This is a genomic window from Providencia sp. LY12, assembly GCF_057621555.1.
Map to the genome: position 1 here is coordinate 2,846,485 of NZ_CM172594.1, position 25,198 is coordinate 2,871,682.

Below are 25,198 nucleotides of genomic sequence, written 5' to 3' on the forward strand. Positions count from 1 at the left end.
AGCGCACAACACCAGTTCCTGCACGAGAAATAATTATTTGAATAACCTAAAAGTTAACTATTTTATTATCGTGGTCATCGCTTTACTTGCCACCATGATCATTGGCTTCAATGTCCGATGGTCTAATACGCAAAACACCCAAATCGACAAAATTATCTCTCGGGGTGAGTTACGTATTAGCGCAGTAAGTTCACCACTCATTTATATTGATGAGCAGCGTCAGCTACGTGGCTTTGACTACGAGCTTGCTCAAGGCTTTGCCACGTACCTAGGCATTAAACTCAAAATTATTATTCGCCCGACTATTGAACAGATTTTCGAAGATCTCGATAACGACGATGCCGACATCGCTGTGGCGGGGCTGCTGTATAATAAAGACCGTTTGGAAACCATGAAAACGGGTCCAAGCTATTTGAGTGTTACTCAGCAATTGGTTTACCGTAAAGGCACTACGCGCCCAAAAACCTTTAATGACCTGAAAGGGAAATTAATGGTTATCGCGGGGAGCACTCATGCAAGCACGTTAAAAGCACTTTCAGCGCAATATCCTAATCTTAAGTGGGAAGAAAGCAGCAACTATACACCAAGTCAATTATTAGAAATGGTGGCCGAAGGTGAAATTGATTACACCCTTGAAGATTCTATTGCGGTTTCTTTGCAGCAACGTATTCATCCTAAAGTCGCCGTGGCATTTGATTTGCGCGATGACCATGCCATTACATGGTATTTAAGCCGCCAACATGACAACAGCCTAGATGCCGCCCTGCTCGATTTTTTTAATCTCAGCAATCAGAACGATCTTCTTGCTCGCTTGATTGAAAAGCATTTCAGCCATGTGGAATCCTTCGATTATTTCGATACCATAACGTTTATTAGCGCCATAAATAATAAACTGCCGGATTATCAACCTCTCTTTGAGAAATATGCTGAGACCGTTGAGAGCATCGATTGGAAATTACTTGCTGCAATAGCTTGGCAAGAATCTCACTGGAATCCTCTTGCAACCTCACCGACTGGCGTTCGTGGGATCATGATGCTCACCAAACCAACGGCTGCAACTATGGGAATTGAAGACAGGTTAGATCCAGAGGGGAGCATTAAAGGTGGGGCTGCGTATTTAGCCTATATTATGAAACGCTTACCCGATTCTATCGCTGAAGATGATCGCATTTGGTTTACCCTTGCTGCCTATAATATGGGTTATGGGCATATGCTGGATGTGCGAAAACTAACGCAAAGACTTGGCGGTAATCCTGACCGCTGGCTTGATGTTAAAGCAAATTTACCCTTGCTAACTCAGCAAAAATATTATTCCCAACTCACTTATGGTTATGCCCGAGGACACGAAGCTTATCGCTATGTAGAAAATATTCGTCGCTATCATCAAAGCTTAGCGGGTTATTTGCAAAGTCAGGAGAAAAAGCAGAAAACACTCGAAATTGCCAAGAAATCTCACGTTTACGTTGTAGTGCCAAATGAGAACTCGCCGCTTTCATCTTATGTGATGCCTGATGTAGTGTCAGCAAAAGTGGAGATCGCGCCCAAAGCGTCAGCAAATCTCGGTGTGTTTAATGCCAAGGAAAATACTCGTGCACCAAACGACTCTCTAGGGAAATATATTTTGGCAAAACCAACGCGTTCGAATTCCACCGATAATAACGTAGCCCTACAAAAGGAAACATCAATTGAAGACTAGCTTTCGGGATTTTGAGCCTGCTTTTCTTGACGCCTCTGCTCTTTAATTTGTGCTCTGCGCATTCTAAAAAAATCGCTGAGCATGGATGAGCAAGTTTCTTCAAGTACACCACTTGTCACTTCAACATAGTGGTTTAAACCTGGCTGCGACATGATATTAATGAAGGAGCCACATGCCCCCGTTTTAAAATCGTTCGCGCCATACACCACTCGACCGATGCGGCTATGGATCATCGCCCCTGCACACATAATGCAAGGTTCTAAAGTGACATACAGCGTTGTGTCTAATAAACGATAATTCTGTAGTGCGGTGCCCGCTTTTTGTAAGGTAATAATTTCGGCATGGGCGGTAGGGTCGTGATTTTCAATGGAGTGGTTCCAGCCTTCTGCCACGAGTTGGTTATCTTTGACCAGTAACGCACCGACAGGAATTTCCCCTGCATCTTGAGCTTTTTTTGCTAGCTCAAGAGCTTGAGCCATCCAATACTCGTCGATTTCTAATTGCGTCACTCTAGCCTCTCATTCATCCACACTCGAAAAGTTGATTATTACGAAATGTTAAAGTGACTGCAAATTGAATCTGATATTAATCAACAACTAATTACTAAAAATGGCAAGTTTTGCTGCGAACCCCATAAAGAATGCACCGACAGTGCAATTTCCCAATTTCGCCAAAATCTGCTTTTCCCGTAAAAAGCGCGCTATCAAGTAGCCACTGAATATCAATAAGCTTAGATACAAGAAGCTAACCGTCTCTAAGATAACCGCTAATACCATGTACGGCACCCAAGCATGGCTATAATTGAAGTCGATAAATTGAATAAAGAACGAGATATAGAACAAAATTGCTTTCGGATTCGTTAAGCTAAGTACCAACGCACGAGTGAAGTAATTTTCTTTTCTTACTTCAATCTGCTCAACCCCTGCTGATAACGATTTTTTCTGCCAAAAAGTTGCATATAAGATTTTGCACCCTAAGTACAAAAGATAAGCTGCCCCTAAGTATCTTACGATGGTAAACAGCGTTGGAGAGGCTTTGATCACCGAGGCAACACCAATGAATGAAAGAAAAATCAGTATTGCATCGCCAGTGAAAACACCGATTGCAGCGCGATATCCCGCTTTTGTCCCATGTGAAGTACTTGATTTTAATACATACAATGAGTTTGGACCGGGAACAATGATGATAAGCACCAACCCCGCTAAGTAAGTCCAAAAATTCAATACCCCTAGATTTTCAAACATGACCACTTCCTAATTGTTTTTTCTTATTACTATCACAGTTGCGATCCATTGTGAATATTCTACTTTTATTAATTTTTAAATCATTTGAATATATAAAACGAACTAATAATTAACATTATTTTTAAAATCTCTCTCATTAAATATGATTAACCCGCACTTAAGTTTTCATAATTTAAATAAGAGGAATAAACATGGCTTTTATTAGAAGAACCGTGCAATCAAGTATCTTTGAAGAGTTTTACCCAACAACGCTTGCATTCAGCGCTGCTAAGAAAAATTACTTCTTAGGGCATTCAAAAGATAAATCCTACATGATCTATAACATGACAGATGCCGGCAAAATTGAACCTACCGTTGTCGTACAAAAAGGTAAATTAAAAACCTATCTGCAAAATATTCAAGCTTTCTACGATCCAACACAGAACAAACAGTATCTGTACGGTTATAATCTCGATGAGAAAGTTATCGATGTTTATCAAATCGCTGATAATGCCAGCATCGTGCTAATGTATTCTGAGGAGTTCAACGTTGAAGACTCTATAAAATCAGCGACCTTCTTTATCATTAATGGTGTACTGTGCTTCTATACGCAATCTGATAAAACTAAGAGCTGGTATATCTATAACTTAATTAATTATTAATTTAATATTTGCTATTAACTATTAATTGCTTTCTTCCATAAGAGCTTAAATTAAGCTCTTATTCTATTTGTATAAATAGAGCCTTTTTATATTATTAATTCGACTTTATTTACAAACTATCCACTTTAAATAATACTTAGAACTTTCAATTATTCTGCTTGTTTATCACTGTTTTTTAGTTGGTCATCTCCGTTCACTCGCACATAATTCAGTGTCTAATTGATTTACTTCAGTGTAAAATGACGTTCGAAGACGTATACTACTGGTTTAAATCTGATATAACTAATTGAAATGGCACTATTAATTACTAAAAAATGCATTAACTGCGATATGTGTATCATTGGCGATATTTCTATTTTAAATCAATAATATAAAATCAAGTGTTGCTTTCTGTGTTTCATATTTTTTGTGTTACTTATCTGTGAGCTTCTTTTTCGTAACACAAAATTAGCCCTCTACTCTTGCAATCTCAAAATTTACTGTATATAAATACTGTATAAATAAACAGTTAAATGAGAGGTTACATTATGCCACGCATTGAAATTCTCTTTGATAAAGAATCAAAGCAAAAACCAAACGACAAAACTCGTAACGCCCTGCAGGAACAAATTATAAAAAGGATTGGTGACCGGTTCGGTCCATTGAGTTTGCGTATCGCTATGAGTTCATCACAATCACTAACTATTAGCGGCACTAAAACAGATGATGAGAAAGAAGAGATAGGTCAAATTTTGGAAGAGATTTGGCAGGATGATTCGTGGGTGTCCGCATGAAAAATGACGAATGTGTAGAGCTTGAAGCTGATAACGCAGAATTCATTCCGAAACTGGAGAAAGCACAGGTATCTATTGATAACCCGCCCGGCTTTATATTCATGAAATTTGTTTTTTCTGATCCTAGATTCAATGAAGAGACACGAGAAATGCAAAACATAGAAAAAGAGCCAGTACAATCTTTTATGGCTGAGAGTGTTGCTAAAGATTTATTAACCCAGCTGGAACGGCATTTTTACGGTAACTCAGAAACAGAAAAAATTGAGTCTAAAAAATACCTAATGTGATGAAAGGCCGCGAATATGCGGCTTTATTCTTTCCGTGAATATCGTCATTTGATAACATAACGACAAACAATGGCACATGCAGTGATGTTAAACGGGCATATTTCATGAAAAAAATTCTTATCGTAGGTAAAGAGGTTTCGGGTTTCGGTGGTATGGAAACTGTATTTACAACAACATACGATGAATTAAGCAAAGATAAATATGATATCTCATTTACTTTCTTTAATGAACTAAACTCTAACTCAGTTGTAAATGATGACTGGTTATGCGGTAGGCGTTATAGCAGAATTACATCTATTTTCAAAAATAAAAAACTAAAAAGACTGCATATGGGACTGAAGTTTGGACGATTTTTAAAGAAATCTAAACCTGATTATGTTATTGCCTATGACCCTATTGGATGTTTTATATCTCGATATGCGATGAGATTTTCATTTGTTAATATTCCATTGTTTTCTTGGTCACATTTTTCAATCAAACATACATATAAAGGTAAGTATTTACTTTTAGCTGATAAACACCTTTCAATCTGTGATGCAATAACTAGGCAATTTATAAAGCAAGGTGTTAATGAAGATGACATTTACACGATTTATAATCCAATAAAACGACAAGATAATACTATTGCGCGCCCCGAAAAAGCATCCTTTATTTATGTGGGTCGCGTTATGTTCGATGGCCAAAAAAATGTCAGCGAGTTATTTAAGGCGTTATCAAACTTACGAGGTGATTGGACGCTTCATATTATTGGTTCAGGCGAACATGGTGACATTAATAAGTTAAAGGCATATTCAAAGGAATACTCTTTCGACGACAAAGTTGTTTGGCATGGCTGGCAAACCAATCCGTGGCAATATATAGAAAAAAATATAAAATTAGTTACCTCGCTTGTCATTACTTCTAATTATGAAGGTTTTGGAATGGTGATTGCTGAAGCAAATAGCTATGGTGTTTACGTTATCAGTTCAAATTGCCCAACAGGACCATCTGACATAATAACACCCACAATTAATGGGGATTTATACCAAAGTGGAGATGTCATCTCTCTTACTGAGAAATTACAGTCACTTACTGACAATCCTAATTTACCAAATAGCTCAGATATCAAATTGTCGGTCGAAAAGTTTTATATAGATAACTATATGAATAGCATTAAAGATGCACTCAAATAAGAAATAAATTAGTGTTGAATTTAACCTAAAAATCATGCGTTAGTAATAACTCAACACTAATTAGAAAGTTATCTATAAATTAACTAATTCTATACCACCCCATCAACATGATATAAGCATTCGTTATATTAACAGATGCCCCTCCGCCTTTATTTCCTGTTGTTCCTGACACTGAGTGTGTATGATCGCCATTATTAGACGTTTCACCAGTCCAACCTTTGGACGCCTGAAAGGTCCATAGTCCACCAGCATCATCCCCGCCACCATAACTGGTTCCTGCATTCCAATGTGTTCGAGTTGCAAATGCACCACTTAAGGTATTATTTTGATTCCCCCCTCGCCTTACCGCAGCAAACTGCCCGTTAATCTCCATGGTTCCACGGTTATGAGTATGCCCACCGGCGCTATTTGTCGTCTCTGAGAAAGCATGGCTATGAGCTGGCATTTGTGCTTCTGTTAATGTGACGGAGTCAGAGCCACCTGTAGATAAGACATTGTTACCGCTCGCTGCGGCTAAGCGAATGGTTTTATTTTCACCGATATATTGCCACTTAGTACCGGGGAATAAAGTGTTCGGATTTTTATTCTGCGCGAACCAAACAACAATACCAATCGGATAAATAGCATTGAGGTTAACAGCATTTTGTAAGGCATCAGTAACGGCTTTTTGACTCATGACATTGGCTGTTGAGCTCCCGGTTCCTTGAGCTACGTTACTTGTATTGAGTTTTGTGTTTAATCCGCTGGTTAGTGCCGTATTCGTTGCATAGTCGCCTGCAGGCGCATAATTCCCTTTTGCCTGATAGCGCCCATCGCCCTCTGCTTTCGTGTAACTATCACCTTTCATGGCATAGTTGCCTGCGGGCGCATAATTACCCTTTGGCTGGAAATTGGAGTCAGACTCTTGTTTGGAGTAGCTATACCCTGCAGCCTGATAATTCCCCAAAGGCTGGTATCGCTTATCTGACTCCGTCTTGTTATAAACGTTGATGTCGCCAGCGGTTAAGTCCGCTTTTAATTCAGCCCACTGAGCACCAGCAACCGGCTCTATTTCATTATTCTCAACTTTGGACTGCCACACTTTGTTTTTATGATAAACAATGGCTCGAATAGGATAAGGCTTGCCCTCTTCTGCCCATTTAGGAAAACCGTAATTTTGGATCTCACCCACCGCTTCAGTAATATCGTGAAATATGCCGTTCATTTTTTCACGTTCGATATCTTTAGCTGCAGGGTCTGATACTTGATCGCGCTCATAATCATATCCATAGCCTTGCGTGTAAGACACGGCGCCATCGGATTGCACTTCATTGGGAATAGAAGTTCGATCCCCTTGTGTTGCAAAGGGAACTTTAAAGATTTTAGTCATTGTGTTTATGCTCCGAAATTACTGCTCAGGAAGTTTTTGCGGAATTTTCCGTGACCGAAGGATTTCTTCGTCACAATACGATATTTGACGCCAACGCCAGATGGGCGAGGCATGAGATCGAAGTTTTCTAGCAAAAGCCTTAGGCGTTCGTCAGGGTTGTAGTTGAAGACGTAGTACATGTAAGTCATGTCTAGCGGATCTAACACAAAGACTTTGCTGTCTTCTTGCCAGAAAAATCGACGCAGAAACTCATTAATATTGGTCACTGTGGGGCTTTGAGTGAGATTGAAATAACGCATACGGATGATCAGCCGCTTTTGCTCTACCGTCAGTGACAATGTGTAATCTGAATTACGCCGAAAGTTAGCTTTAAAATTGGCTTTCTTTTTACCAAAACCAAGCCCCACTTTCGTTTTATCGCTGGGAGGAACGTCAATCCCTAACGGTACATCGAGGATGCGTGACCAGATATTGAGCCCAAATTCATTTGCCGTGTCGATATTAAAAACATCGCGGTACCAGTTACGCCAAAATTCTATGGTGGAACGCTCAAAGTAATCTGACTTGTATTTTGCTAGTGCCTTGAGGTTTTCAGCCTCTTCATATTGCCAAAGAATGGCTTTTAATAAATCCGAATGAAAATCAAATGATTGTACTGATTTCATACAATCACCACTTGTACAGCACTGCCTTTTATACGAGCCACTTCATTCAGCTTTATCGTGAAGTTATCAGAGGACCACGCTTTACCATCTGTTGAAAGCTCTACGCGAGTAATAAACAGTCTTGGCTCTACGGTATTAATACCGGCTGAAATTTCAAATGGAGAAACATCACGACCAACCACTAAACCACCGTCGCCCTCTACATCACCATTCGCCCAAGACTCGACCGCCTTGGGTATAATAGTTTGCGCATCCACCGTGGCTTTTTTTACCGTTACCCGGCAAAACAACACAATTTCTTTTGCTCTATCGAATTTCACGGGGTACGTTTGACCGCTGATTTTCTCAAGTACCTCAACTTCTTCACTGCCGTTAAAGGCCGCGCCGAGTGTTTTTGTTCTCAGTAAGGATTGGGCAATTTGATTCTTATCTCCCCCTTCAACACAAACGTAAACGCTATGTGGTACCAAAGTGATCCCATCAAAAATAATCGGTGTGTCGCCATAATTCTCTCTATAAGCTAAAGAGCGTACCCCTTCCAGCTCATAGAGTGCTGATGTGATCGCCTCCCCAACACTCACCGTATTTCGCGCGAGTGTTTGCTTACGCCTGCGTCTCGCGTGCAAATCGGACTCTTCAATCCGCCCTAACGTCGCAGATGTCGGGTTACTGACAGTTTCCCAGCCAAGCACTGAACTGGCTACTTTATCCAACTGACCAACGCCACACTCGATAGCACCAGTCTCAATGGAACGCATATCCCCCGTAGCCGTACCATCTTTACCAAGAATTAATACCTTTGTTGTTTCAAAGATATCGCCTCCCCGTGTCGTTGCCTGTGAACCTTTGGGGATAATGGTACCGGCAACGCCGCTAAACTTAACCTGCGTCAGAAATGAGTGTGTCGCATCAAAGCGCTGACCCCCCATCAATGCCCAGATTGCATCAAGAAAAATGCCGCCGGCCAAATCGGGGTTAATTTGATTGGCTAATTCGGCATTGTTACGAGCGACAGCATCTCGGTTCTCCACTTCCATGGTGATCAGAGCGCCCTGCGGCGTTTCGGGGTTAACATCTAAGTCCTGACCAAACACGCCTCTATACTCGTTTTCAACGTCTTCACGTAACTTGCTGGTATCGGGAATAATCACCCCTTGCGATGTAATAAATTGATAATCAGCCATTGAGCGTTATCTCCCCATAAATCGTTTGTATCACTGCAGTGTATTTCAGCGTGTTATCTGTGATTAATGCCGAGAATGACACGACCGATATCACATCATCCAGCTCACGCATACGGTCGCGGAACGCAGATTCAAACAGCGGGATATCAGCCTGTCGTCCAAATGTGGTTTTCCAATACGGAATACCCAAGTCCAACTTATGCAACATCTCTCCGCGCAGTGCCTTCGCGTAATGTTCGCAACGTTTTTCGGATGCCCGTTCACCACTCACAATCGACAAATTTCCATCATTGCCAATGTGGATGTCGTTATTACTGTTGACGTTAAATGTCCTCATACGGGTTCTCCTGTATTACTGTCACCTCTTTGGACTTTGTCATGTTTATGTGTAGACCCGATATCTTTGCCGTTGTGCTTCATAGTGCCGCCATTTGAGTCACTGTTACCATTAACCTCATGATTACCATTGATAATCACATTGCCGTTAAACTCATTTTCTGGAGCATTAGAGATAAATTTTGGTGCATCTAAAACCGCCTTATCTTCATGCAATGATAAGCACACAGAGCCATCCATAGATTGGATCACTAAAGCATCGGCATTTTTTCCATCAATCAGCCAGCCTTTGAGCGTATCGGGATAAAACATGGCATCACTAAAAGTATGCAAACGCGCGGTATTGGGTTCATCTTCTAAGCCGCCACGCTGAAAAATCAAACTGACGTCTCGGTCATTGGCTTTGAGCCAGCCAAAATCCCCCGGCTTAATTGGCATGCGGATAAAAAAGCCACCACCGCCAAAACGAAAAACAGGGATATTCGGTACTGCAGCTCGCCCCATTTTTTGTCCTTCAGTAGAAACCATCATGACTAGCGGTTTAATAACGGCGCGATTGGTATCGTCGTCATAACTCACTACCGTTGCCGGAAGCATGTCATCAATATTCATCAGGAAATTGCGAAATGCAGCCGAGAGCTGCCCTGCCAAGCTGCCTTCGCTAGCAATATCACTATTGGGCTGGTTCATTTCTTACCTTTAAATTAGAGAGAATCGACGGACTAAAAACCGGGAGTAAAAATCCAATTAGTCACAATGAAAACTAATAATTTGATATCAAAGTAGTTTTTAATTACTTAAGCTGGACTAAATTGACTTAAGCACGCTTACAGGTCGCTTGATAGAAAAAAGGATCGTCGTGAGAAGCAATATCGAACTTCAACTGCTCAATAATGTAATCGCCGTTAAGTGCGGGATTAAACTTACTCTCAAGGCGCAGCATGCCGCCGAGCGACGACTCCGCATCAATGAGATAAGTGACATCAACGCCTTTTTCAGTGGCTTTGGGGATGCCTACCATGCCGGATTTTTGGTTTAAAATACGCAGTCGACCCGACAATGCTTTATCCTGGTCTTTGACATACAACACATCATCGTCAATAAACGCTTTTACCTTGCCAGCCTCTTGAAGTTTTTCGACTTGCTTGAGTGCCGACCCGCAAAAATACCAGTTCGCAATGTTCTTATCAGTGGCTTGAAAGTCGAGTTTTACATGACAATCTTGGGCGATATTCTTCGCGATATCACTCAGCTTGTTCATTGCCGAACCGGACGTTGATACCATTTCCCGCGCAGTGGCGTTGTTGGTTTTAGCTTTCAACGTCAGTGTGACATCCGGTGGGGATGCTATTTCAGCACTAACAATATCACCCACATAAATCCGAAACACCCCCGTACTGGCGCGACCGGCTTCAACAATTAACCGGTGTGGCGTTTTACTTTTTGCATATGGACTGGTTTCCGTTAACAGCATATTGCGCGTATCCGCATTTAAACCGTCAATGTTGACCGTACACTCATTCTGTAATGGGTTGGCGTACTTGGTGCCATTGGCTTTTATACGCAAGCCCTCATACCACTGCAGTCGCCCATTTACCTCAATGCCGACTCTAATGCGGCGTAAATCAATCATCGTCACCCCACCACACAAGATAGTGAGCCTTTCCGAACTGCTCCCACCACGGTAACTCATCGTTGTCTGTGATGAATGCAAAATTACCGTTTCCAGCTAAATAGCGATAGGGGATCAATGGTTGGTTCGGCATCACACGAACGCCCTGTATTAACATCTCGTCATTGCGCTTAATGTCGCAGAACATGACACTACGGGCGACTTTTATTGTGAGCTCCCACTCGTCATCGCCAAGGCTTACCCTCAATCGCTGGTTGGGGACTGCGTTTAATGGAATTTCTTTCATCACTACCACCCAAATTTAAATTCGCCATCAGCAACTTTAGTGGCCGCAGACTTTTTCTTTTTCTCCGGTACCGTTGAAGTTTGAACTTTACCGCGGTTCACAGTGCTAGATTGCTCTTTTTTCGCGACTTTACGTGGTGGCAAGTCACCATATTCCGGCTCGACCGTTCGCCACTCAGTGAAGCGTAATGACAACTTAATCGCATCAGCCATTTCGGGAATTTCATCATGATAGAAATTCCCTATCAGCATGGGTTGATAGGTTTTAACCCGCGTTTGGATGCCGACTAATTGATGTTTGTCATACGCTTGCTGCATAAGCTCAAATGCATTTTTCATCTCACCAGCGAGAATTAAATCCATGCCAATTTCAACCGGCTGAACAACGACATGATCGCTACGCGTCTCACCTGATTCGACAGCAAACTGCGTCGCTTTATGCTCGTCACGGACATTGATTTGAATCGGGCTTGCGGTTTCAAATAACGTCGTAAAATTATCCACATTGAATATTTTAACTTCGGTGATCATTTGCTCCACCCTGTATCATGTTGCTGACCAACATCCTGAAGCTGTGACTGTAGAGCATCTTTAGCTCCGCTCGCCATGCCCTGAGCATCCGTTGCCTGAGTCAATACCTTCAACTCACCAACGTTAACCGTGTTTTCGTTGACGGTGCTGGATTGATTGCTGATTGCTTGACTAGTGACAGGATTCATCGGATTAGTCGACATGCTTGTAATTTGCTGATTTAACCCTTGAACAAGTAAAGCTGTATCCTCTTCGGACAGTTTTGGCGTTTCAGGGATCGAGTGCTCTATCGTCCCGTCTGCAGAGACTTTACGCTCAACAGTCTGAGTCACTTCCGCATCTTCAAAGCCAAACCAACCTTTGACAGTGCTCCAACCATTTTTAATGGCATCTAATCCGTCATTGATCCAGCCAAGGTATTGCTGAATTTGAGCCCATAGCCATTTAAAAATGCCGACAACGGCATCTGATACGGTGTTAAAAACACCTTTGAAATCATTTCCCCAACTGACTATCGCATTGATACTTAACACTAACCAATCAATGAATTGATTGAGCGCATTATTCATCGTGTTATAGGCATCAACAACAATATCAGCGACGAACTTCACCGCAACCATCAGGTACTCAAACAGAATTTTAAACGTTTGCCAAAGCCGTAGAATGACCTCTTTCAACTCAGGGTATTCTTCAAGAATACGACCAATCATCGAATCGTTGCCGTCGATGAAATTCATGATGTCGTCATAGACAAAGGCGAACGCTGCCGCGAGTAACGCGATAACAGCAACAATTGCCAATATGGGCCACGTTGCCGCAAGCGTAGCGGTTGCCGCTGCTATCATTGAAGGGACATAGAAAATCGCGACTGCAGAACCAATCGCAATGAAGAAACCAATCATTAATTGCTTGTTGTCTTTACAGAAACCAACAAACTTATTAATCCACTCAAACCCCTTAGTTAAAACAGGGATAACCATTTCAAGAAAACTGTTTTTCAGTAAGCCGGAAGACTGCTTAAACCCCTGCATGGCTTTGTTAAACTTGATAGATTGCTCAATACTTTCTTTATTGATACCAGAGTATTCTTTTTGAATACCCATCATCCGTTCAAGCTCTTTACGCCCCTTCATCATGAGTTCGACCGTTTTATCATCGGTCACGCCCAATGCAGACAATGTTGCTTTGGCTTTGTCGAACTTCATGCCCTGCACTTTATCTGCCGTTTTCAGGACTTTTTCCATTGAGTTTTTAGCAAACCCAAACGATTTTGCCATTGAGGATAAATCGGCTTGAGCCGCATCTCGCGTTCCACCAAGCTCAGCCATTGAGCCTGCAAATGCGTCCACATCGGCTGTGGCCACATTAATTTTTTTGCCTAACTTATCAAGTGATTCAATCTCAGCGGAGCGCGTGATAGATTCGCTCACCATCGCAGTCGCGCCCATCAATAAGCCCACTGCCCCTAATGCTTTTTTCGCAAAAGAAACGACAGTATTACCAGTTTTTTGGTATTTAGCGTCGGTATTATCTAAGGCTTTTTGAACCTCACCTTGCGCTTTGACTTCGCTATTTGCAGCCTCAACTCCCTTGGCTCGCATTTCGTCAACAATGCGAATCAGCTCTTTATAATTACCTTGTAAGGCTTGAATTATCGCGTTAGCCAAACGTTTAGTCGCAACACTTTGATTTTCTGTGTTCTCAAGTTCAGTCATGCCTGTGGATAATTGAGCAATATCACCGTGTAATAATTGGTAATGCTCATCCAGCTCACCCAATGTCGACTGAGTTTCACTCCAACCGGCATCTGTGACCTCTCGCTGCTCATCCAAAGCGACTAAAGCGGTGCTCACGGAATCCAATTGTGACTTAACAGCAGAAGTCTGGGTACTGACCTCTTCGGCATTTGTTGAAAAATCAATTGGGTGTTCACCTGATAGCCCTTGAAGCGATTGCCACAGATCGTTCATCACACTACCAAACGTGAGTGAGCTCTGCTCAGCCGCCTCTTGGGTTTTCTTCATGCCTTTGATAATGTCGTCAGTAGAACGCTGGACTTTGTCAAAGGCTTGGTCGGCTTGCCGAGTATCAAATTCAAAGACCTGAACAAACGTATCCATTAACGACATTATCTATCCTTTGAAGCAGCTAAGGCTTCGTTGTAGCGATTAATGATAGCGATTTCCCACAGGTCCATCGCCTCTTCTAAATCTATTGAGGTTTTGAGCTCTGAGAGGGTGGCGAGGTCTTCGCTGAGGATGACTGCAAAGAACCCATCAGCGTTTTTATAATCGACGGGAGTGAACCGCTTACCTTGCTGAGCAGGTAATGGAGGAAGCCTGAGTTCCCGTCGCCCCCGAAAAAACTGGTGTTGTACTTCAACATCTCCAGCTCTAAGCGAATTAGAGACTCACCATCGGGGACGTGGTTATCAATCAAGGTTTGCGTTTTGAGTGGAATTTCATCCCCATCAACCACAACACAGACATACGCCATCATTTTCAGCATGGCTTCTTTACTGACATCGTAATCACCTATTTTCGGTGCGTTAGACAGTGGATATTTAGCCAAAATTTCACGCCCAACCGTTGCTGGCAGTCGGCTGATCACAAATAGCTTTTCGTCACCATCAACGTCTTTGATAGCGACTTCTTTGGGTTTAATTAACATGATGTGAACCTATAAAAAAGGCGGGTAGCCCCGCCATAGTTGGAAGTGAATTAACGGACTCGCGTGCTGTCGAAGTCTTGGAAAACAAAGATGTATTGCTTCGCTTTCAACTTACCTGCGGATGCCGCTGAATTACCGCGACTACCATTGGTCATTTTTCCGTTACGCGCTGTGACTGTAGAACCATCTCCGTACGATGCTACCATGGTGATCATATCACCGGCATGACGACGTCCTTTTTTCGCTGTGTTTGCCTCTAGCAAAATCGACAGGTTTTGGTCTTCTTCACTACCAGCTAAAACGTTAATCGTCACCGTCTGCGGTGTCGGGGTTGACCAGCTCACCAAATTGCCGTTAATGTCCATGCCCGTCTGCGCAATATCGACCGCTGGTAAATCCAGCGGATCTGCATCATCAGCAAAGGTAGTGATTAAGATACCGGCTGGAAAAGTTTTAGAGGCTTGAATCGTTAAACTCAAGCCTGTTGCTGAAATATCGCTCATTATCTATTCCTTATGCTAAATTATGTGAGCCTTCGACTTTACGCACCCAGTCACCTTTGCCATAAATCAGTACGTATTTCATGACGTATTCGGGTAATCCGCTCTCGCCTGTGCTTTCGACGATTTGGGCGTTGTACCAGTAGCCCTTGTCTTGCACGTCATGCCATGCGAGGTCATCACCGGACGCATCGGCAATCGCCAGTTTTTGAACCTCGGTGATTTCCTTGCCGGCTAAAATCGTGCCGTTCTCTAATGCCTTGGTAACCGCCCCAGCAATAACCATGAGCGCACGGGCTTCCCCATCTTTGTTCGCTGGAACACCACGCGTAACGAGTAACACACTGAGCCATTGCTGAGTGATATAAGCTTTTAACCATTGCTCGTTAGCATGAACACTCATATCCAGTGGATTAGATGGGCCTCCACACAAAAATCCGCGCTGATAAAAACGAATTTTCGAACCTGCAACCGCCGTTTCGCCGTAATAGTTCACGCGAGATTTATCGTAAAGATTGGCATCTTTATCAGTCGTCACTTGTGCTGGGAACGTAATGCTAAATTGACGGAACATATAGTTCGTCGTTGCATTAGTACGGTCGTAATCCGTTGCGGCCATGATTGCCATTGGCAGCGCTTGAACGTAATAGAGACTTTCTGTTTTAAGATTAAGCCCCACAGATGCGGTACTGATTAACGCGGCGCTAAAATCTTCAACCTTGCCTTTACTCACACTTAAATGAAGTTGATACTTCACATTCTCACCGGCAACATATTGCGCCAGCGGTACCGCCTGCTCTAATGACATTTCATCTAAGAATGTCGCGCTACCAAAGGAGTCAGAGACTTGTTCAGCCACAATGAAAGCTTCGAGTGGCGTCTGTGCCGGGTTGCCTTCGGATGTGGTACCGGATGATAATCCCATCGCATTCGACAGAACAGAGTAAGCGACACCGATAGAGGCGCGTTCCTGAACGCCACCACTTAACTCAAAGCAACTATTCAGGGAATTAAACGTCAAATAGCTGTTTGAGAACTGAGGCTCAGGCTCTGCATTCAGTTTCGCTTGGATCATCGATGCAATATCGGCATACGATTTCACCTCTGACAAATCCAATTCTTTGTAATCTTTGGTGATAGCACCGATAGTGACAGACAAGGTACCATCCGCAATCATTTTTAAATCCGCTAATGCCGCTGCCTTAGTACCGAACAGCATAGGTGCTCTTCCTACTGGCTCATAAGATGCGATTTGCAGTGCTTTGGGCTTGCTCACCGGAGCGGGGCTAACATAACTGAAATACTGACGGGCAAAGTGCGCTTCCGGCGAATCCGCGCCCAGCAATTCATCAACTTGACCACTGGCAAACTCTAAAACCTTACCAGCGGGAATTTTGGGATTAGTGGAAAATAAGCGACCGATTAATTTACGCATCGGAACAGCAGACGCGCCAATAACCGCCGATGCGATATCAACGTATCGATTTTGTTTAATTGGCATAGTAAAACCTTATATGCGGTGAATGTCAGGATATAGCGCACTAACAGCCGCTGTATCCGGAAGTAATGTCCTGGTGAATGAAACGGTAAGGTCGAACGAGGGGTTTTGTTCGTAGTTGCCATGATCATTAAGAAAATAAGGTCTACGAATTGTACTTGCACGTTGAATGCCAACACCTTGCTTTCTTAATGCTTCAATAAATGGCAAAGAGTTGGTAATCATTCTGACAATAGCGGTAATGTCTCCCGCCGTATAACACCCTAAATCGGTGATTAGGGCTTGAAACTGGTATGTCTTTTCAGATAACTGGCTTTCTTGGTGATTCGATTTTTCACCTTGAACGTTATATTTTCTCCCCTGCCAACCGTGACCATGCTCATCAATGGGGAAAAATATGACCATGTTTTCTTCGCGGCCTTGTTTGGTTGATTGAAAACCCGCTTTTACGGGGATATCAATTCCTGCCTCTTTGAGTTGAAAAAGAAGCTGTTTACGAATGGCTATATCGACATCGTTATCCGTCATAAGTACCCACCTCAATACAAATCACTGATTTCCAGCCGTCCTGCTCATACCAGTCCGCATCACCCATCACATCGTATTTCTTGCCATTAAAAACAAGATAATCCGGTGAGGCACCGCGCTGAATACCTTTGATATCATGGGAAGTATAAAAGCGGCGATAAACTTGGTTTGAATCGAAGCCCATTGATTGAGCATCTTGGGTATCGACGGCTTGCCAACTACCACGAATATCAACCGGCTCATGATATTGGTTTTGGTCATGCCCTAAATCATCGGGGTCACGGCTTTTGAAGCGAAACCACAGGGCTTTTTGCTGAGGAATATAGCGCGAAGCAATGCGGTGCAAATTACCAAACATTATTTTTCCTCCACCACAAAAGCCACCGCATTTAACATCTGCCCAGTATCAACTAGTGGCTTATTCGTCGATTTGCCTTTGCTATGTCGCCGCGCACGAGCCTTTACCGTTGCATCATCTAATGCGGGTGTTGTTACTGCTTTGATTGCTAATTTCACATCACTAGCCGCTTTTGCGCCCACTTGAGTTAGCCCATCAGTGACTGTGATATTTCCCTTTGCAGCTGCTTTAGCGGCACGAAAGATTAACGAACCATACTCTGATTTTTTATCACTCATCGTAGGGCGAAAAAACGAGCGAGGAGGAATACCGCCTTCGGGATAACCTAATTCCTGAATAGCAGCAACATACGCAATGGGCGTACCGTCAGGGTATTTGGAATGATCAAAGAAGCCGACTTTAAGCTGTTTCTTGGCTAACTCATCGTAAACCGCTTTTAACTGGGCTAATTTCGTCATTAACGCAACCGCCCTCCTCGCGTGAATCGCCCACCAACGCCACGAAATGCCGAGCGCTCACCCGCACCACCAAAGTATTGAGGTACGCTACAGTGTTTAATTAGCGCTAAGAACTGCTGCCCGTAGGTGGTCATTTTGAACCAGTGCGACCAATCGGAACCGGCAGGGGGCGCAGAATATGACACGCTGATTTTGTCCATAGTAACACTGGTGACAACACCCGTTGGCGCGGCACCTTCTGCAATTTGTTGATTCAAATCCAGCATATGAGCAACAACCAACATCCACAATTCATTGGTACAGACACCACGGCAAGGCGAGAAATAATTCAACGCAGATTGGGCGATAACATAAATGTCATCATCAGGCACCCCGTTGAACTGTGGACGGAGCACACGAAATGATTGAAGGGGAAATGTGCTCGCCTCCATCATCATTTACCCTTTTTGTTGGTTTTCGGGACTTCCTGCTTAGCCGCTTCCAGTGATTCAGGTGTTTCAGGTGCTGAGTTGTCACTGGCTTCCATATTTGTGGCCACTTTATCTGGATCTTCTTTGCGATTTTCCACACTGATAAACCCGTTTTCTTTATGCAACTGAAATACATGATTATCTTTAAGTTGGGCGTATTGTTCATCACTAATTTCCGTGACACGCCCACGCGGGGTATACATGTGCTTAGTCATGATGTTGGCTTGACCTGCAATAAACACCTTGCCGTCTTTAACGGAGTAATTTTGGTCGTTTGATAATGTGCAATAAACGTAGAGAGACATGGCTTTCTCCAATAAAAAAGCCCTCAAATGAGGGCGTAAAAAAGGAAGTGGTTAAGTTAGATGCCCGTTAGACGGGTGATCGCCCAAGGACGCGTGACAAAGACACCGGCTGTTGCGTTAGTCGCATCCTCTAAATAACCTTTAATCTGAGCTTGTGAACCCAGTAATTGGTACTTAACCGGCACGACTTGCAAGATTGTCGCGCTGGTTGCAGTTGAGCCATCATCTACAGTGTCAGCGAACATATACGCCACATCAGCCCCACCATTCGCGCCGACAAACTCAGGCGAAAACACAAAGCGCATGTTTGGATAGTTCTCTTTCACCCACTGATACACGGTCTCACCACGCGCTACAGGGTTAGCAACGTTTAGCGCGGAACGGTAGCCTAACGGCAACGTCAAGGTGATATTGATGTCATCTTTAATAATACCGCCAGAGGTGATCTCAATGCGTGAGAACATATCCGTAATATCTTTCGTGATATCCGCAAACGTACCGCCTTTCCACTTTTTCGATGCAGTTTCATAAGCCGGTAAATTAGGCTCATTTAACAGACCGAAAACACGGGTTTCAGGGGCATTAAAACCGTAATAACCAATGCGCTCACGCCCTTGCTCTAATGACTCAGCCGCCGCATTACGTTTCTCTGCTGCTGATTCAAACCCTGCTGCAGACTGGCGCGCTTCTTCTAACTTACCGACTTGGAAGCCTTGTTCAAAACGCACGATACCGCGACGCTCCTGGTCTTGAATGTAAGATGCTAACGGCACATTGGTATGATCGCCGTAGAGCTCGGCTTTACCGGTTGGTGTTGCCACGTTAAGGATAATTTCTTCATCGTGCCATTCACCAGCATTCAATACACCGGTGATTTCATCCAGTACGCGAACACGAGTTGCAGTACGAATCAGACCAGGAAGAACGTGCTGTAACATCTCGCGCTGAATTAGCCCGCCTTGCACTGCTGCGCCGCTAATTGCGGAGTCCATTGCAGATAAACCACCAAAGCCGATTTGTTCGAGTTCGCGATACGTCCACTTCTGGTCAGGTTGGATATTCAGTTGACCATGCTTGCGAATATCACGACCGGACATATAAAACTTTTGTTGACTGACTGGCATTATTCACCTTCCTTTACTGCCACTGGGTATGGGATCTCCGTTAAGCGAATAACGCTCAAATGGGCTGATTCGCTGGACTCAATGTGACGACTAACAAAACCAATCACGCGGTCACCAGCAGCAGGAACAAGCTTGGAGGAAAGTGAGCCGTCCGTTTCATCAAAGATAACTGGCGCATTGATCTTACCTACCCCCTCTTCGAGTTCGACATAGACTTCGCCCATTACCAAAAATTCACCTTGCGTACCGTTACGTGCGTAACCCACTTCAACACGATACGCTTTGGGGTTAATCATGATCCCCGCAAACGCACCCTTACCACCCACTTGGACAGATTCAACCGAATCATCTTTGTAGGTGTACGCACGACCGAAGATATTTTGCTTTTCATCCTCAGAACTGAGAATGGCAGCAACGGCACGAATCGGACCAGCATGACTGATTTCACCCACTACGCCAGACGTTAATCCATGCGCCACTGATTTAGGAATTGCCATTATTTAGCTCCCCATTTGTCCATAATTGATTTGTTGCTAACCGCAGAGTCCATCGTTGATGTAGCTTTCTGAGAGTCCGGTACGCGCCCTTGCATCCACGCATCAAGTGCAATCGCTTCGTTACCCTTACCGCATTGAATACCGAGCTTATCAACACCATACTCCGCCACTTGCTGCTTCGTCATGGTGGCATGGTCGAACACGCCAATGAACGGAGTTAGCTTATGTGCTAATGAATCACGCTCACCGATTTGCTTTAACAATGCACCAGTGTCCATGGTCGGTTTGGATTTTTCTAAGCGATTCATTTTTCGCTTAAGTGATGCCATTTCGTCCATCGTAGTAATGCCACGCTTAAGACGCTTGATGCGGCGATTCAAGCTATCGGTTGTCGCTTGGTCAAGTTCTTCTTTAGCTTCTTCAAGCGCTTCTTCGGCTGCTTCAATCGCAACCTCGGCAGCTTCGACGGCTTCGGGGTCACCGGACTCTGCTTCTTCCGCTGCAACCTCGGCGTCTTCAACTGTTTTTTCGACATCTTCCGCTTTTTTATCCTCTTCAGGATCAGAGTCAGAAGTATCTTTCTTTTCTGGATCTTCATCTGAAGTCGATTTACCAGCTTCGATTGCCTCAGCGATAATGGTTTTAAGTGCAGCGAGTTGTTCAGGGGTAAACGTCCCTTCATCTTTCGTCTGCTTTTCTTTATCATCTTCTGGATTCATACGAATAAATTCCTTTGTGTCGATAGTGATAACGAGGTGATCTTGCACAGCGACGTCAGGGCCTGTTCTCCCTTCATCGACTAATGCGAGGTGATTTCCACGTAGGTGACGCTGAATTACGTCATAGTGCTGCCCTTCATAAATACCGGAGGTAAATTCATACTTACTGCGGTAGCCTGGTGAAAGGTCGATTTTGCCGCTGTCGATATTGCTAAGTGCGACATTAGAAAAGATTTTGATATTGGCTCTAAGATACGGAGGGTCAAAATACACGTTCTCACCAATAACACCCTGAATGCCTTTCTTCTCCGCTGGGGTGGCATATTTACCCAGCATTTCATGTTCAATAATGAACGGGGTTAACTTGAAAGAGTTGATGGTCTCTTCGCTGGCTAATTCTTCCGGTGGGCGTAATACGCGATAGATTTTGTCGGGTATCGGCGCCCCGATTTCAGCCCCCAAATAATCAAAAACCCCAACTTTAGAGATGGGGTTGTCTTTTACTTCGAGCCAGCCATTGTTGTCATAAGTTCGTTTTGTCATGTCTCCTCGCCGAAGTCGATAACGGGTGACCAGAAGCACTTACAGTTGGGTAATTGCCCTGGCAATCCACGCTCACCCGTTTTGGGGTCAATAATTGGCGGGTTGTCTAAATCAAAGACTTCACCGTCTAGCTGTAAGTGCCACTCTCTAGGTTCAGCGCTTCCGCCGGAGTGATGCCAAATAGCCTTACGAATTCCCGCTAATTTCATGCGCTCATAGTTCGCCGCAGTCGTAATCTTTCGCGTTTGATCAACAGCGATAAAATTCGCTCGGCTTTCCAGCTTTTCTTTCTCTGCATTGACAAGGGGCCTTATCTCTTCAAGTAAAGTTTTTGCACCTTCACCGCCTTGCGATATAGAACGCAAAGCAACACTTTCAATACGTTGATGAAATTGAGTAGGAATGGATTTAATCAGGGAAACATTTTCAGCCGTGGCAGCAATCATTTTATCTTTTAACGCTTCAGGCATCGCAGGTGTTTTGATTGTGATGCCGCCAGAAAGCTGCTTGAGGGAATCGTCTAAATTACGCTGCGCACCGATGTCGACTTGTGAAACAAACTTATCAGCCATGGTGCTCGATTGCGTAGTAAAGATTTTATCCCACTTGCGTTTTAACCGGTTGAGCCAAATCCGTGTTTGACTCGCGATACTGGCGTCCATCGTGGCGCCGTCAAAATCATCACTCAGTTCACTAAATACTTTTTCATAGTCCTTAATCATTGAGTTGATTAACCGTGACATGTCACGATGGTAACGGCTGGGCGGCGCTGCTGAGTACTGTAGAGGCTTGCCCTTCAATACCGCTTGTCGGGAGGTTGCCCACCTCGCCTTTTTCGTTCGAACTCGTATTCGTCTCGACATAATCACTCTCGTTCACATCAATGCCGTAATAACTCGACTCTTTATCGGCTGCAATTTTTTTACGAATATCTAAACCATCAATGGCGCCTGTAGCCGCTAGAGCCGCATCCGTCTGAGCTGATTTCAACTCAATATCGGCGCTCTCTGCTGCCGTTGGACTATCGAGTGGCGCCCACGTCACTGATATTTCAGTCAGTGGTAGATCTTCGCTGCGCATCAACATGTCGTAATGTCGCTGTAAAAGTTCGTCTAAGTCGTTTGATTGGACGCTTTCTAGCTCTTCACGGTAGTTCGATTCTTCATACTCACCAGTGGCATTAAATCCCTTTGGTGTGGTACCCAGCAACTTAGTAGCAGGTACGTTTGCCGCCGCTGCAACTAACTGGTACTGCGTCATAATGGTGGCATCTAAATCCGCTAACGAAGTATCGAACTGCTGAGCAACGTCCTCTTTCCCCATCACCTGTACGCCATAATTATCGCGCATCTCCATGAAATAAATCATGTTCTCCTGAATAGTACTTTTATCTGCTCCTTCAGGGTCAGCCATGCCAATAGTTAATAACCGTTTGGTCATTGCCAGTTGCGGTGCTTCATTGGCTGTACGTTCTGATGCATAGACACGCTCATAAATGCGCTCTGGCACTGATACACCAAAGTAGTTATAAAGTGGCTTAAGTACATTAGGCACAGGGAACGGCACAAACTTAACAAAGTGCGATTTATGGTATTTACGGCCACCGATGACGTAATACGTCGGCTCGTAGAAATCCATGCTTGCCGGGTCTTGAATGTTGGAGTCAGTTAAATCAGGCGCTACCCACTGTGGATCAATTTGCTTAATCCCCTTGTACATCCCCTTAGTCACACCATCGAGATTAAACGGATTCTCATACCATTCTTTAGGATTTGATGTTTCCACCACGAACAGAGCCAATCGACCACCGTACACGCGTCCAAAGTGAATTAGCTCCTTGAGTTGATGTTGTATGCGATACTTTTTATCGCGCTTGCGTAGCTTCTTGCTAATCGCGCTATCATCGTCATTATCGCAATCAACAACATAGCCCTGACGGATAGCATCACGAGCTGGCATGTTGCAGGCCTTATCAACTAGCCAATGCTTCGCAATGATGGCGCACATATTGTTGCCAATAAACATTTGCGAGGCATACCAAGCCGCCTGTGACTCGGGAACGCCATAAACTTGCTCACCTTTAAATGAGGGAACGGAGGTATCAATACTGTCCATCCCCACACCGTTAATCATCGGCTGCGGTAATGCTAACCCGTTAAACCCATTCTCTTTTGCTAATGCAGGATACAAATCCGTGGTAAACGCTGACCGCTTCGGCGGTGCAATCTGCTCTGCAATTTTTCGCCTTTTAAACGGCCACATAGAATTACCTCTTGGTTGTAAAGAAACCGCCTTTCTTTTTCTGGAACAGATAACGCAGTGCCTGTGTCATGGCATCCACAGTGTCATCATGACCAGCAAACGGGAACGTTGTGATTTCATCCACCGTTTCAGTGATCCACGGTGCAATAGCTTTGTGTGGTAGCCAGACGTTTCCGGCTTCCCATTCTGCTGTACAGGCGTGTGCGCGGGCGATTTTGCTACCATCTGGTTCAATCGGAACAAGACCTGAAATAATGGATTTTAGTGAATCAATGACCGCAGGACCGTTAGCTTTATCCTCTACTAGCTTTCTCCTCGCCTGTGGATATTTCTCAACCAATAGCTTCACGGCTTTGAGTGTTTCCGTGAAGCTCATACGCTTACGAATCTGATACAACAAATACGCATTCGCCCCCTTCTTACCCCAGACTTGTCCTACTACATAGTCGGTACCATCGCTATCTTTAAAGGTCATATCCCAGCTGTGAATAATTTCATCAAAGGACTCAGGCAGATCTTTTGGCAAGTAATAGTGCGCAAACTCTTCATGGAAGATTTGACCATCACCCGGCTTAGGTTTTTGTTGATACATGGCAGACCAAAAATAATCACCAAGGATTGCTTTAGTCTCTAGAAGTTTGTCAATTGGGTGCAATTCAGGAACTAGGGCTTCCCCATCGTCATTAATAGCTGGAAATTCTAATACTATCGCCTTTTTGTTATTTTCGATTACACGACCCGATAAATCATCGGTTGCCCATCGTGTAGCCATAATGATCTCGCCACTATTTTTCGATAAGCGGGTTTTAAATGTGGACACATACCAGTTCCAGACTGACTGCTTGGTCGTTGGGCTTAATGCTTCTTTGGCGTTTTTTATGGGGTCATCGATAATACCAAGATCAACTTTTTTACCTGTTAATGGACCACCGACACCCTGACTGATATATGTCCCTTTTCTACCCACAATTTCGAACGTTTCTGAGTTACGCTTTGCTTCTACCTCGATGGTAACAACGCGCTTGGCATTCAAACATGACAAAGGGAACAGCGCAGCGTATTCGTCGCTCATCATGATCCGCTGCACATCACGGTTCATATCACTGGCTAGGTCTTTGCCGTACGACAAACCCGCTATACGCAGATCGGGATATTTACCAAAGATGTAAGCAGGTAAGTAGCGAGAAACAATATCGGACTTACCGTGCTGAGGGGGAGCGCCTAAAATAATCACCGGTCGCTCACCATTCATCATCTTAATGATAAACCTATCGAGCGCATCACACACCGTTTTAGAGAAATGGCTCGTGATGTATTCAGGGTTTATATACTGAATGAATTCATGCAAACTACGGCGTGCTATCTCCCTTTCGATCTCTTCATCAAATAAGCTGAAATCGATATCCATAGCCATACCTAAAATGTAAGAAATAGCCACTTCACTTCAAAA

The 25,198-nt window shown here is 43.9% G+C and carries 30 protein-coding genes; 5 read left to right on the forward strand and 25 right to left on the reverse strand.

The genetic code is table 11. The annotated features are described in order from the left end of the window. Positions 1 to 37 precede the first annotated feature (37 nt). A complete protein-coding gene (gene mltF, locus ACY3ZI_RS13505; protein ID WP_487375325.1) occupies positions 38 to 1,696 on the forward strand; it encodes a membrane-bound lytic murein transglycosylase MltF in 1,659 nt (552 codons plus the stop codon). Here mltF and tadA read toward each other — a convergent pair. Continuing rightward, complete coding sequence (gene tadA, locus ACY3ZI_RS13510; RefSeq protein WP_036949447.1) at positions 1,693 to 2,205, reverse strand: tRNA adenosine(34) deaminase TadA; 513 nt, start codon at positions 2,203 to 2,205, stop codon at positions 1,693 to 1,695. The genes mltF and tadA overlap by 4 nt on opposite strands. 87 nt (positions 2,206 to 2,292) lie before the next feature. Next, on the reverse strand, positions 2,293 to 2,940 hold the full coding sequence (leuE, locus tag ACY3ZI_RS13515; RefSeq protein ID WP_036949445.1) for a leucine efflux protein LeuE: 648 nt from the start codon (positions 2,938 to 2,940) through the stop codon (positions 2,293 to 2,295). 191 nt (positions 2,941 to 3,131) lie between these two features. On the opposite strand from leuE, the gene ACY3ZI_RS13520 reads away from it, so the two are divergent. The 4 genes from ACY3ZI_RS13520 (at position 3,132) to ACY3ZI_RS13535 (ending at position 5,813) form a co-directional block, all read left to right on the forward strand. Continuing rightward, positions 3,132 to 3,581, forward strand: coding sequence for an XRE family transcriptional regulator (locus ACY3ZI_RS13520; protein ID WP_108478528.1), 450 nt, complete (start codon positions 3,132 to 3,134; stop codon positions 3,579 to 3,581). Between the two features lie 527 nt (positions 3,582 to 4,108). Further along, the gene (locus ACY3ZI_RS13525) at positions 4,109 to 4,354 is read left to right on the forward strand and encodes a DinI-like family protein (RefSeq protein WP_487375326.1); all 246 of its coding nucleotides are present in this window, start codon (positions 4,109 to 4,111) and stop codon (positions 4,352 to 4,354) included. Beyond that, positions 4,351 to 4,641: a hypothetical protein gene (locus ACY3ZI_RS13530; protein ID WP_487375327.1), complete on the forward strand. Its 291-nt coding sequence runs from the start codon at positions 4,351 to 4,353 to the stop codon at positions 4,639 to 4,641. Before ACY3ZI_RS13525 ends, ACY3ZI_RS13530 begins: the two co-directional genes overlap by 4 nt. Before the next feature lie 104 nt (positions 4,642 to 4,745). After that, positions 4,746 to 5,813, forward strand: a complete 1,068-nt coding sequence (locus ACY3ZI_RS13535) for a glycosyltransferase (protein ID WP_487375328.1) — start codon at positions 4,746 to 4,748, stop codon at positions 5,811 to 5,813. A 79-nt stretch (positions 5,814 to 5,892) separates the two neighbouring features. Here ACY3ZI_RS13535 and ACY3ZI_RS13540 read toward each other — a convergent pair whose 3' ends face one another. The 23 genes from ACY3ZI_RS13540 to terL all read right to left on the reverse strand — a co-directional run bounded on the left by ACY3ZI_RS13540 (position 5,893) and on the right by terL (position 25,156). After that, entirely contained in the window at positions 5,893 to 7,182 is a 1,290-nt protein-coding gene (locus tag ACY3ZI_RS13540) for a phage baseplate protein (RefSeq protein ID WP_487375329.1), read from the reverse strand. A 5-nt stretch (positions 7,183 to 7,187) separates the two neighbouring features. Beyond that, the gene (locus ACY3ZI_RS13545) at positions 7,188 to 7,847 is read right to left on the reverse strand and encodes a DUF2612 domain-containing protein (RefSeq protein ID WP_006814734.1); all 660 of its coding nucleotides are present in this window, start codon (positions 7,845 to 7,847) and stop codon (positions 7,188 to 7,190) included. Continuing rightward, complete coding sequence (locus tag ACY3ZI_RS13550; RefSeq protein ID WP_006814735.1) at positions 7,844 to 9,031, reverse strand: baseplate J/gp47 family protein; 1,188 nt, start codon at positions 9,029 to 9,031, stop codon at positions 7,844 to 7,846. Before ACY3ZI_RS13550 ends, ACY3ZI_RS13545 begins: the two co-directional genes overlap by 4 nt. After that, entirely contained in the window at positions 9,024 to 9,368 is a 345-nt protein-coding gene (locus ACY3ZI_RS13555) for a contractile injection system sheath initiator (protein WP_006814736.1), read from the reverse strand. Before ACY3ZI_RS13555 ends, ACY3ZI_RS13550 begins: the two co-directional genes overlap by 8 nt. Continuing rightward, a complete protein-coding gene (locus tag ACY3ZI_RS13560; RefSeq protein WP_006814737.1) occupies positions 9,365 to 10,057 on the reverse strand; it encodes a Gp138 family membrane-puncturing spike protein in 693 nt (230 codons plus the stop codon). Before ACY3ZI_RS13560 ends, ACY3ZI_RS13555 begins: the two co-directional genes overlap by 4 nt. Positions 10,058 to 10,184: 127 nt before the next feature. Continuing rightward, positions 10,185 to 11,000, reverse strand: coding sequence for a baseplate hub protein (locus ACY3ZI_RS13565; protein WP_006814738.1), 816 nt, complete (start codon positions 10,998 to 11,000; stop codon positions 10,185 to 10,187). Next, on the reverse strand, positions 10,993 to 11,286 hold the full coding sequence (locus ACY3ZI_RS13570) for a phage baseplate plug family protein (protein WP_108478005.1): 294 nt from the start codon (positions 11,284 to 11,286) through the stop codon (positions 10,993 to 10,995). The genes ACY3ZI_RS13565 and ACY3ZI_RS13570 overlap by 8 nt, the downstream gene beginning before the upstream one ends. 2 nt (positions 11,287 to 11,288) lie before the next feature. Then, a complete protein-coding gene (locus ACY3ZI_RS13575; RefSeq protein ID WP_108478004.1) occupies positions 11,289 to 11,816 on the reverse strand; it encodes a phage baseplate protein in 528 nt (175 codons plus the stop codon). Continuing rightward, positions 11,813 to 13,945, reverse strand: coding sequence for a hypothetical protein (locus ACY3ZI_RS13580; RefSeq protein WP_487375330.1), 2,133 nt, complete (start codon positions 13,943 to 13,945; stop codon positions 11,813 to 11,815). The genes ACY3ZI_RS13575 and ACY3ZI_RS13580 overlap by 4 nt, the downstream gene beginning before the upstream one ends. Positions 13,946 to 14,027: 82 nt before the next feature. Beyond that, entirely contained in the window at positions 14,028 to 14,486 is a 459-nt protein-coding gene (locus ACY3ZI_RS13585) for a hypothetical protein (RefSeq protein WP_006661498.1), read from the reverse strand. A 50-nt stretch (positions 14,487 to 14,536) separates the two neighbouring features. Continuing rightward, positions 14,537 to 14,989 carry a phage tail fiber protein gene (locus ACY3ZI_RS13590; RefSeq protein WP_487375331.1) on the reverse strand — a complete coding sequence of 151 codons (453 nt, stop codon included), beginning with the start codon at positions 14,987 to 14,989 and terminating at the stop codon, positions 14,537 to 14,539. Positions 14,990 to 14,999: 10 nt separating this feature from the next. Then, positions 15,000 to 16,487 (reverse strand): DUF3383 domain-containing protein, encoded by a 1,488-nt coding sequence (locus ACY3ZI_RS13595; RefSeq protein ID WP_487375332.1) that lies wholly within the window; start codon positions 16,485 to 16,487, stop codon positions 15,000 to 15,002. A 9-nt stretch (positions 16,488 to 16,496) separates the two neighbouring features. Next, on the reverse strand, positions 16,497 to 17,012 hold the full coding sequence (locus tag ACY3ZI_RS13600; protein ID WP_487375333.1) for a phage gateway protein: 516 nt from the start codon (positions 17,010 to 17,012) through the stop codon (positions 16,497 to 16,499). After that, positions 17,002 to 17,370, reverse strand: coding sequence for a phage collar protein (locus ACY3ZI_RS13605; RefSeq protein WP_187129405.1), 369 nt, complete (start codon positions 17,368 to 17,370; stop codon positions 17,002 to 17,004). The genes ACY3ZI_RS13600 and ACY3ZI_RS13605 overlap by 11 nt, the downstream gene beginning before the upstream one ends. Further along, positions 17,370 to 17,828 carry a hypothetical protein gene (locus ACY3ZI_RS13610; protein WP_187129406.1) on the reverse strand — a complete coding sequence of 153 codons (459 nt, stop codon included), beginning with the start codon at positions 17,826 to 17,828 and terminating at the stop codon, positions 17,370 to 17,372. The genes ACY3ZI_RS13605 and ACY3ZI_RS13610 overlap by 1 nt, the downstream gene beginning before the upstream one ends. Continuing rightward, positions 17,828 to 18,259: a DUF4054 domain-containing protein gene (locus ACY3ZI_RS13615; protein WP_487377541.1), complete on the reverse strand. Its 432-nt coding sequence runs from the start codon at positions 18,257 to 18,259 to the stop codon at positions 17,828 to 17,830. The genes ACY3ZI_RS13610 and ACY3ZI_RS13615 overlap by 1 nt, the downstream gene beginning before the upstream one ends. 2 nt (positions 18,260 to 18,261) lie before the next feature. Continuing rightward, a complete protein-coding gene (locus ACY3ZI_RS13620; RefSeq protein ID WP_154634582.1) occupies positions 18,262 to 18,603 on the reverse strand; it encodes a hypothetical protein in 342 nt (113 codons plus the stop codon). 56 nt (positions 18,604 to 18,659) lie between these two features. Further along, on the reverse strand, positions 18,660 to 19,727 hold the full coding sequence (locus ACY3ZI_RS13625) for a major capsid family protein (RefSeq protein WP_006814749.1): 1,068 nt from the start codon (positions 19,725 to 19,727) through the stop codon (positions 18,660 to 18,662). Continuing rightward, a complete protein-coding gene (locus tag ACY3ZI_RS13630) occupies positions 19,727 to 20,224 on the reverse strand; it encodes a structural cement protein Gp24 (protein WP_473042832.1) in 498 nt (165 codons plus the stop codon). The genes ACY3ZI_RS13625 and ACY3ZI_RS13630 overlap by 1 nt, the downstream gene beginning before the upstream one ends. Then, positions 20,224 to 21,486: a DUF2213 domain-containing protein gene (locus ACY3ZI_RS13635; protein WP_487375334.1), complete on the reverse strand. Its 1,263-nt coding sequence runs from the start codon at positions 21,484 to 21,486 to the stop codon at positions 20,224 to 20,226. The genes ACY3ZI_RS13630 and ACY3ZI_RS13635 overlap by 1 nt, the downstream gene beginning before the upstream one ends. Beyond that, a complete protein-coding gene (locus ACY3ZI_RS13640; RefSeq protein ID WP_487375335.1) occupies positions 21,483 to 22,208 on the reverse strand; it encodes a phage head morphogenesis protein in 726 nt (241 codons plus the stop codon). The genes ACY3ZI_RS13635 and ACY3ZI_RS13640 overlap by 4 nt, the downstream gene beginning before the upstream one ends. Positions 22,209 to 22,230: 22 nt before the next feature. Then, positions 22,231 to 23,748 carry a phage portal protein gene (locus ACY3ZI_RS13645; protein ID WP_487375336.1) on the reverse strand — a complete coding sequence of 506 codons (1,518 nt, stop codon included), beginning with the start codon at positions 23,746 to 23,748 and terminating at the stop codon, positions 22,231 to 22,233. A 4-nt stretch (positions 23,749 to 23,752) separates the two neighbouring features. Further along, positions 23,753 to 25,156 carry a phage terminase large subunit gene (gene terL / locus ACY3ZI_RS13650; protein WP_487375337.1) on the reverse strand — a complete coding sequence of 468 codons (1,404 nt, stop codon included), beginning with the start codon at positions 25,154 to 25,156 and terminating at the stop codon, positions 23,753 to 23,755. Between the last annotated feature and the right edge of the window lie 42 nt (positions 25,157 to 25,198).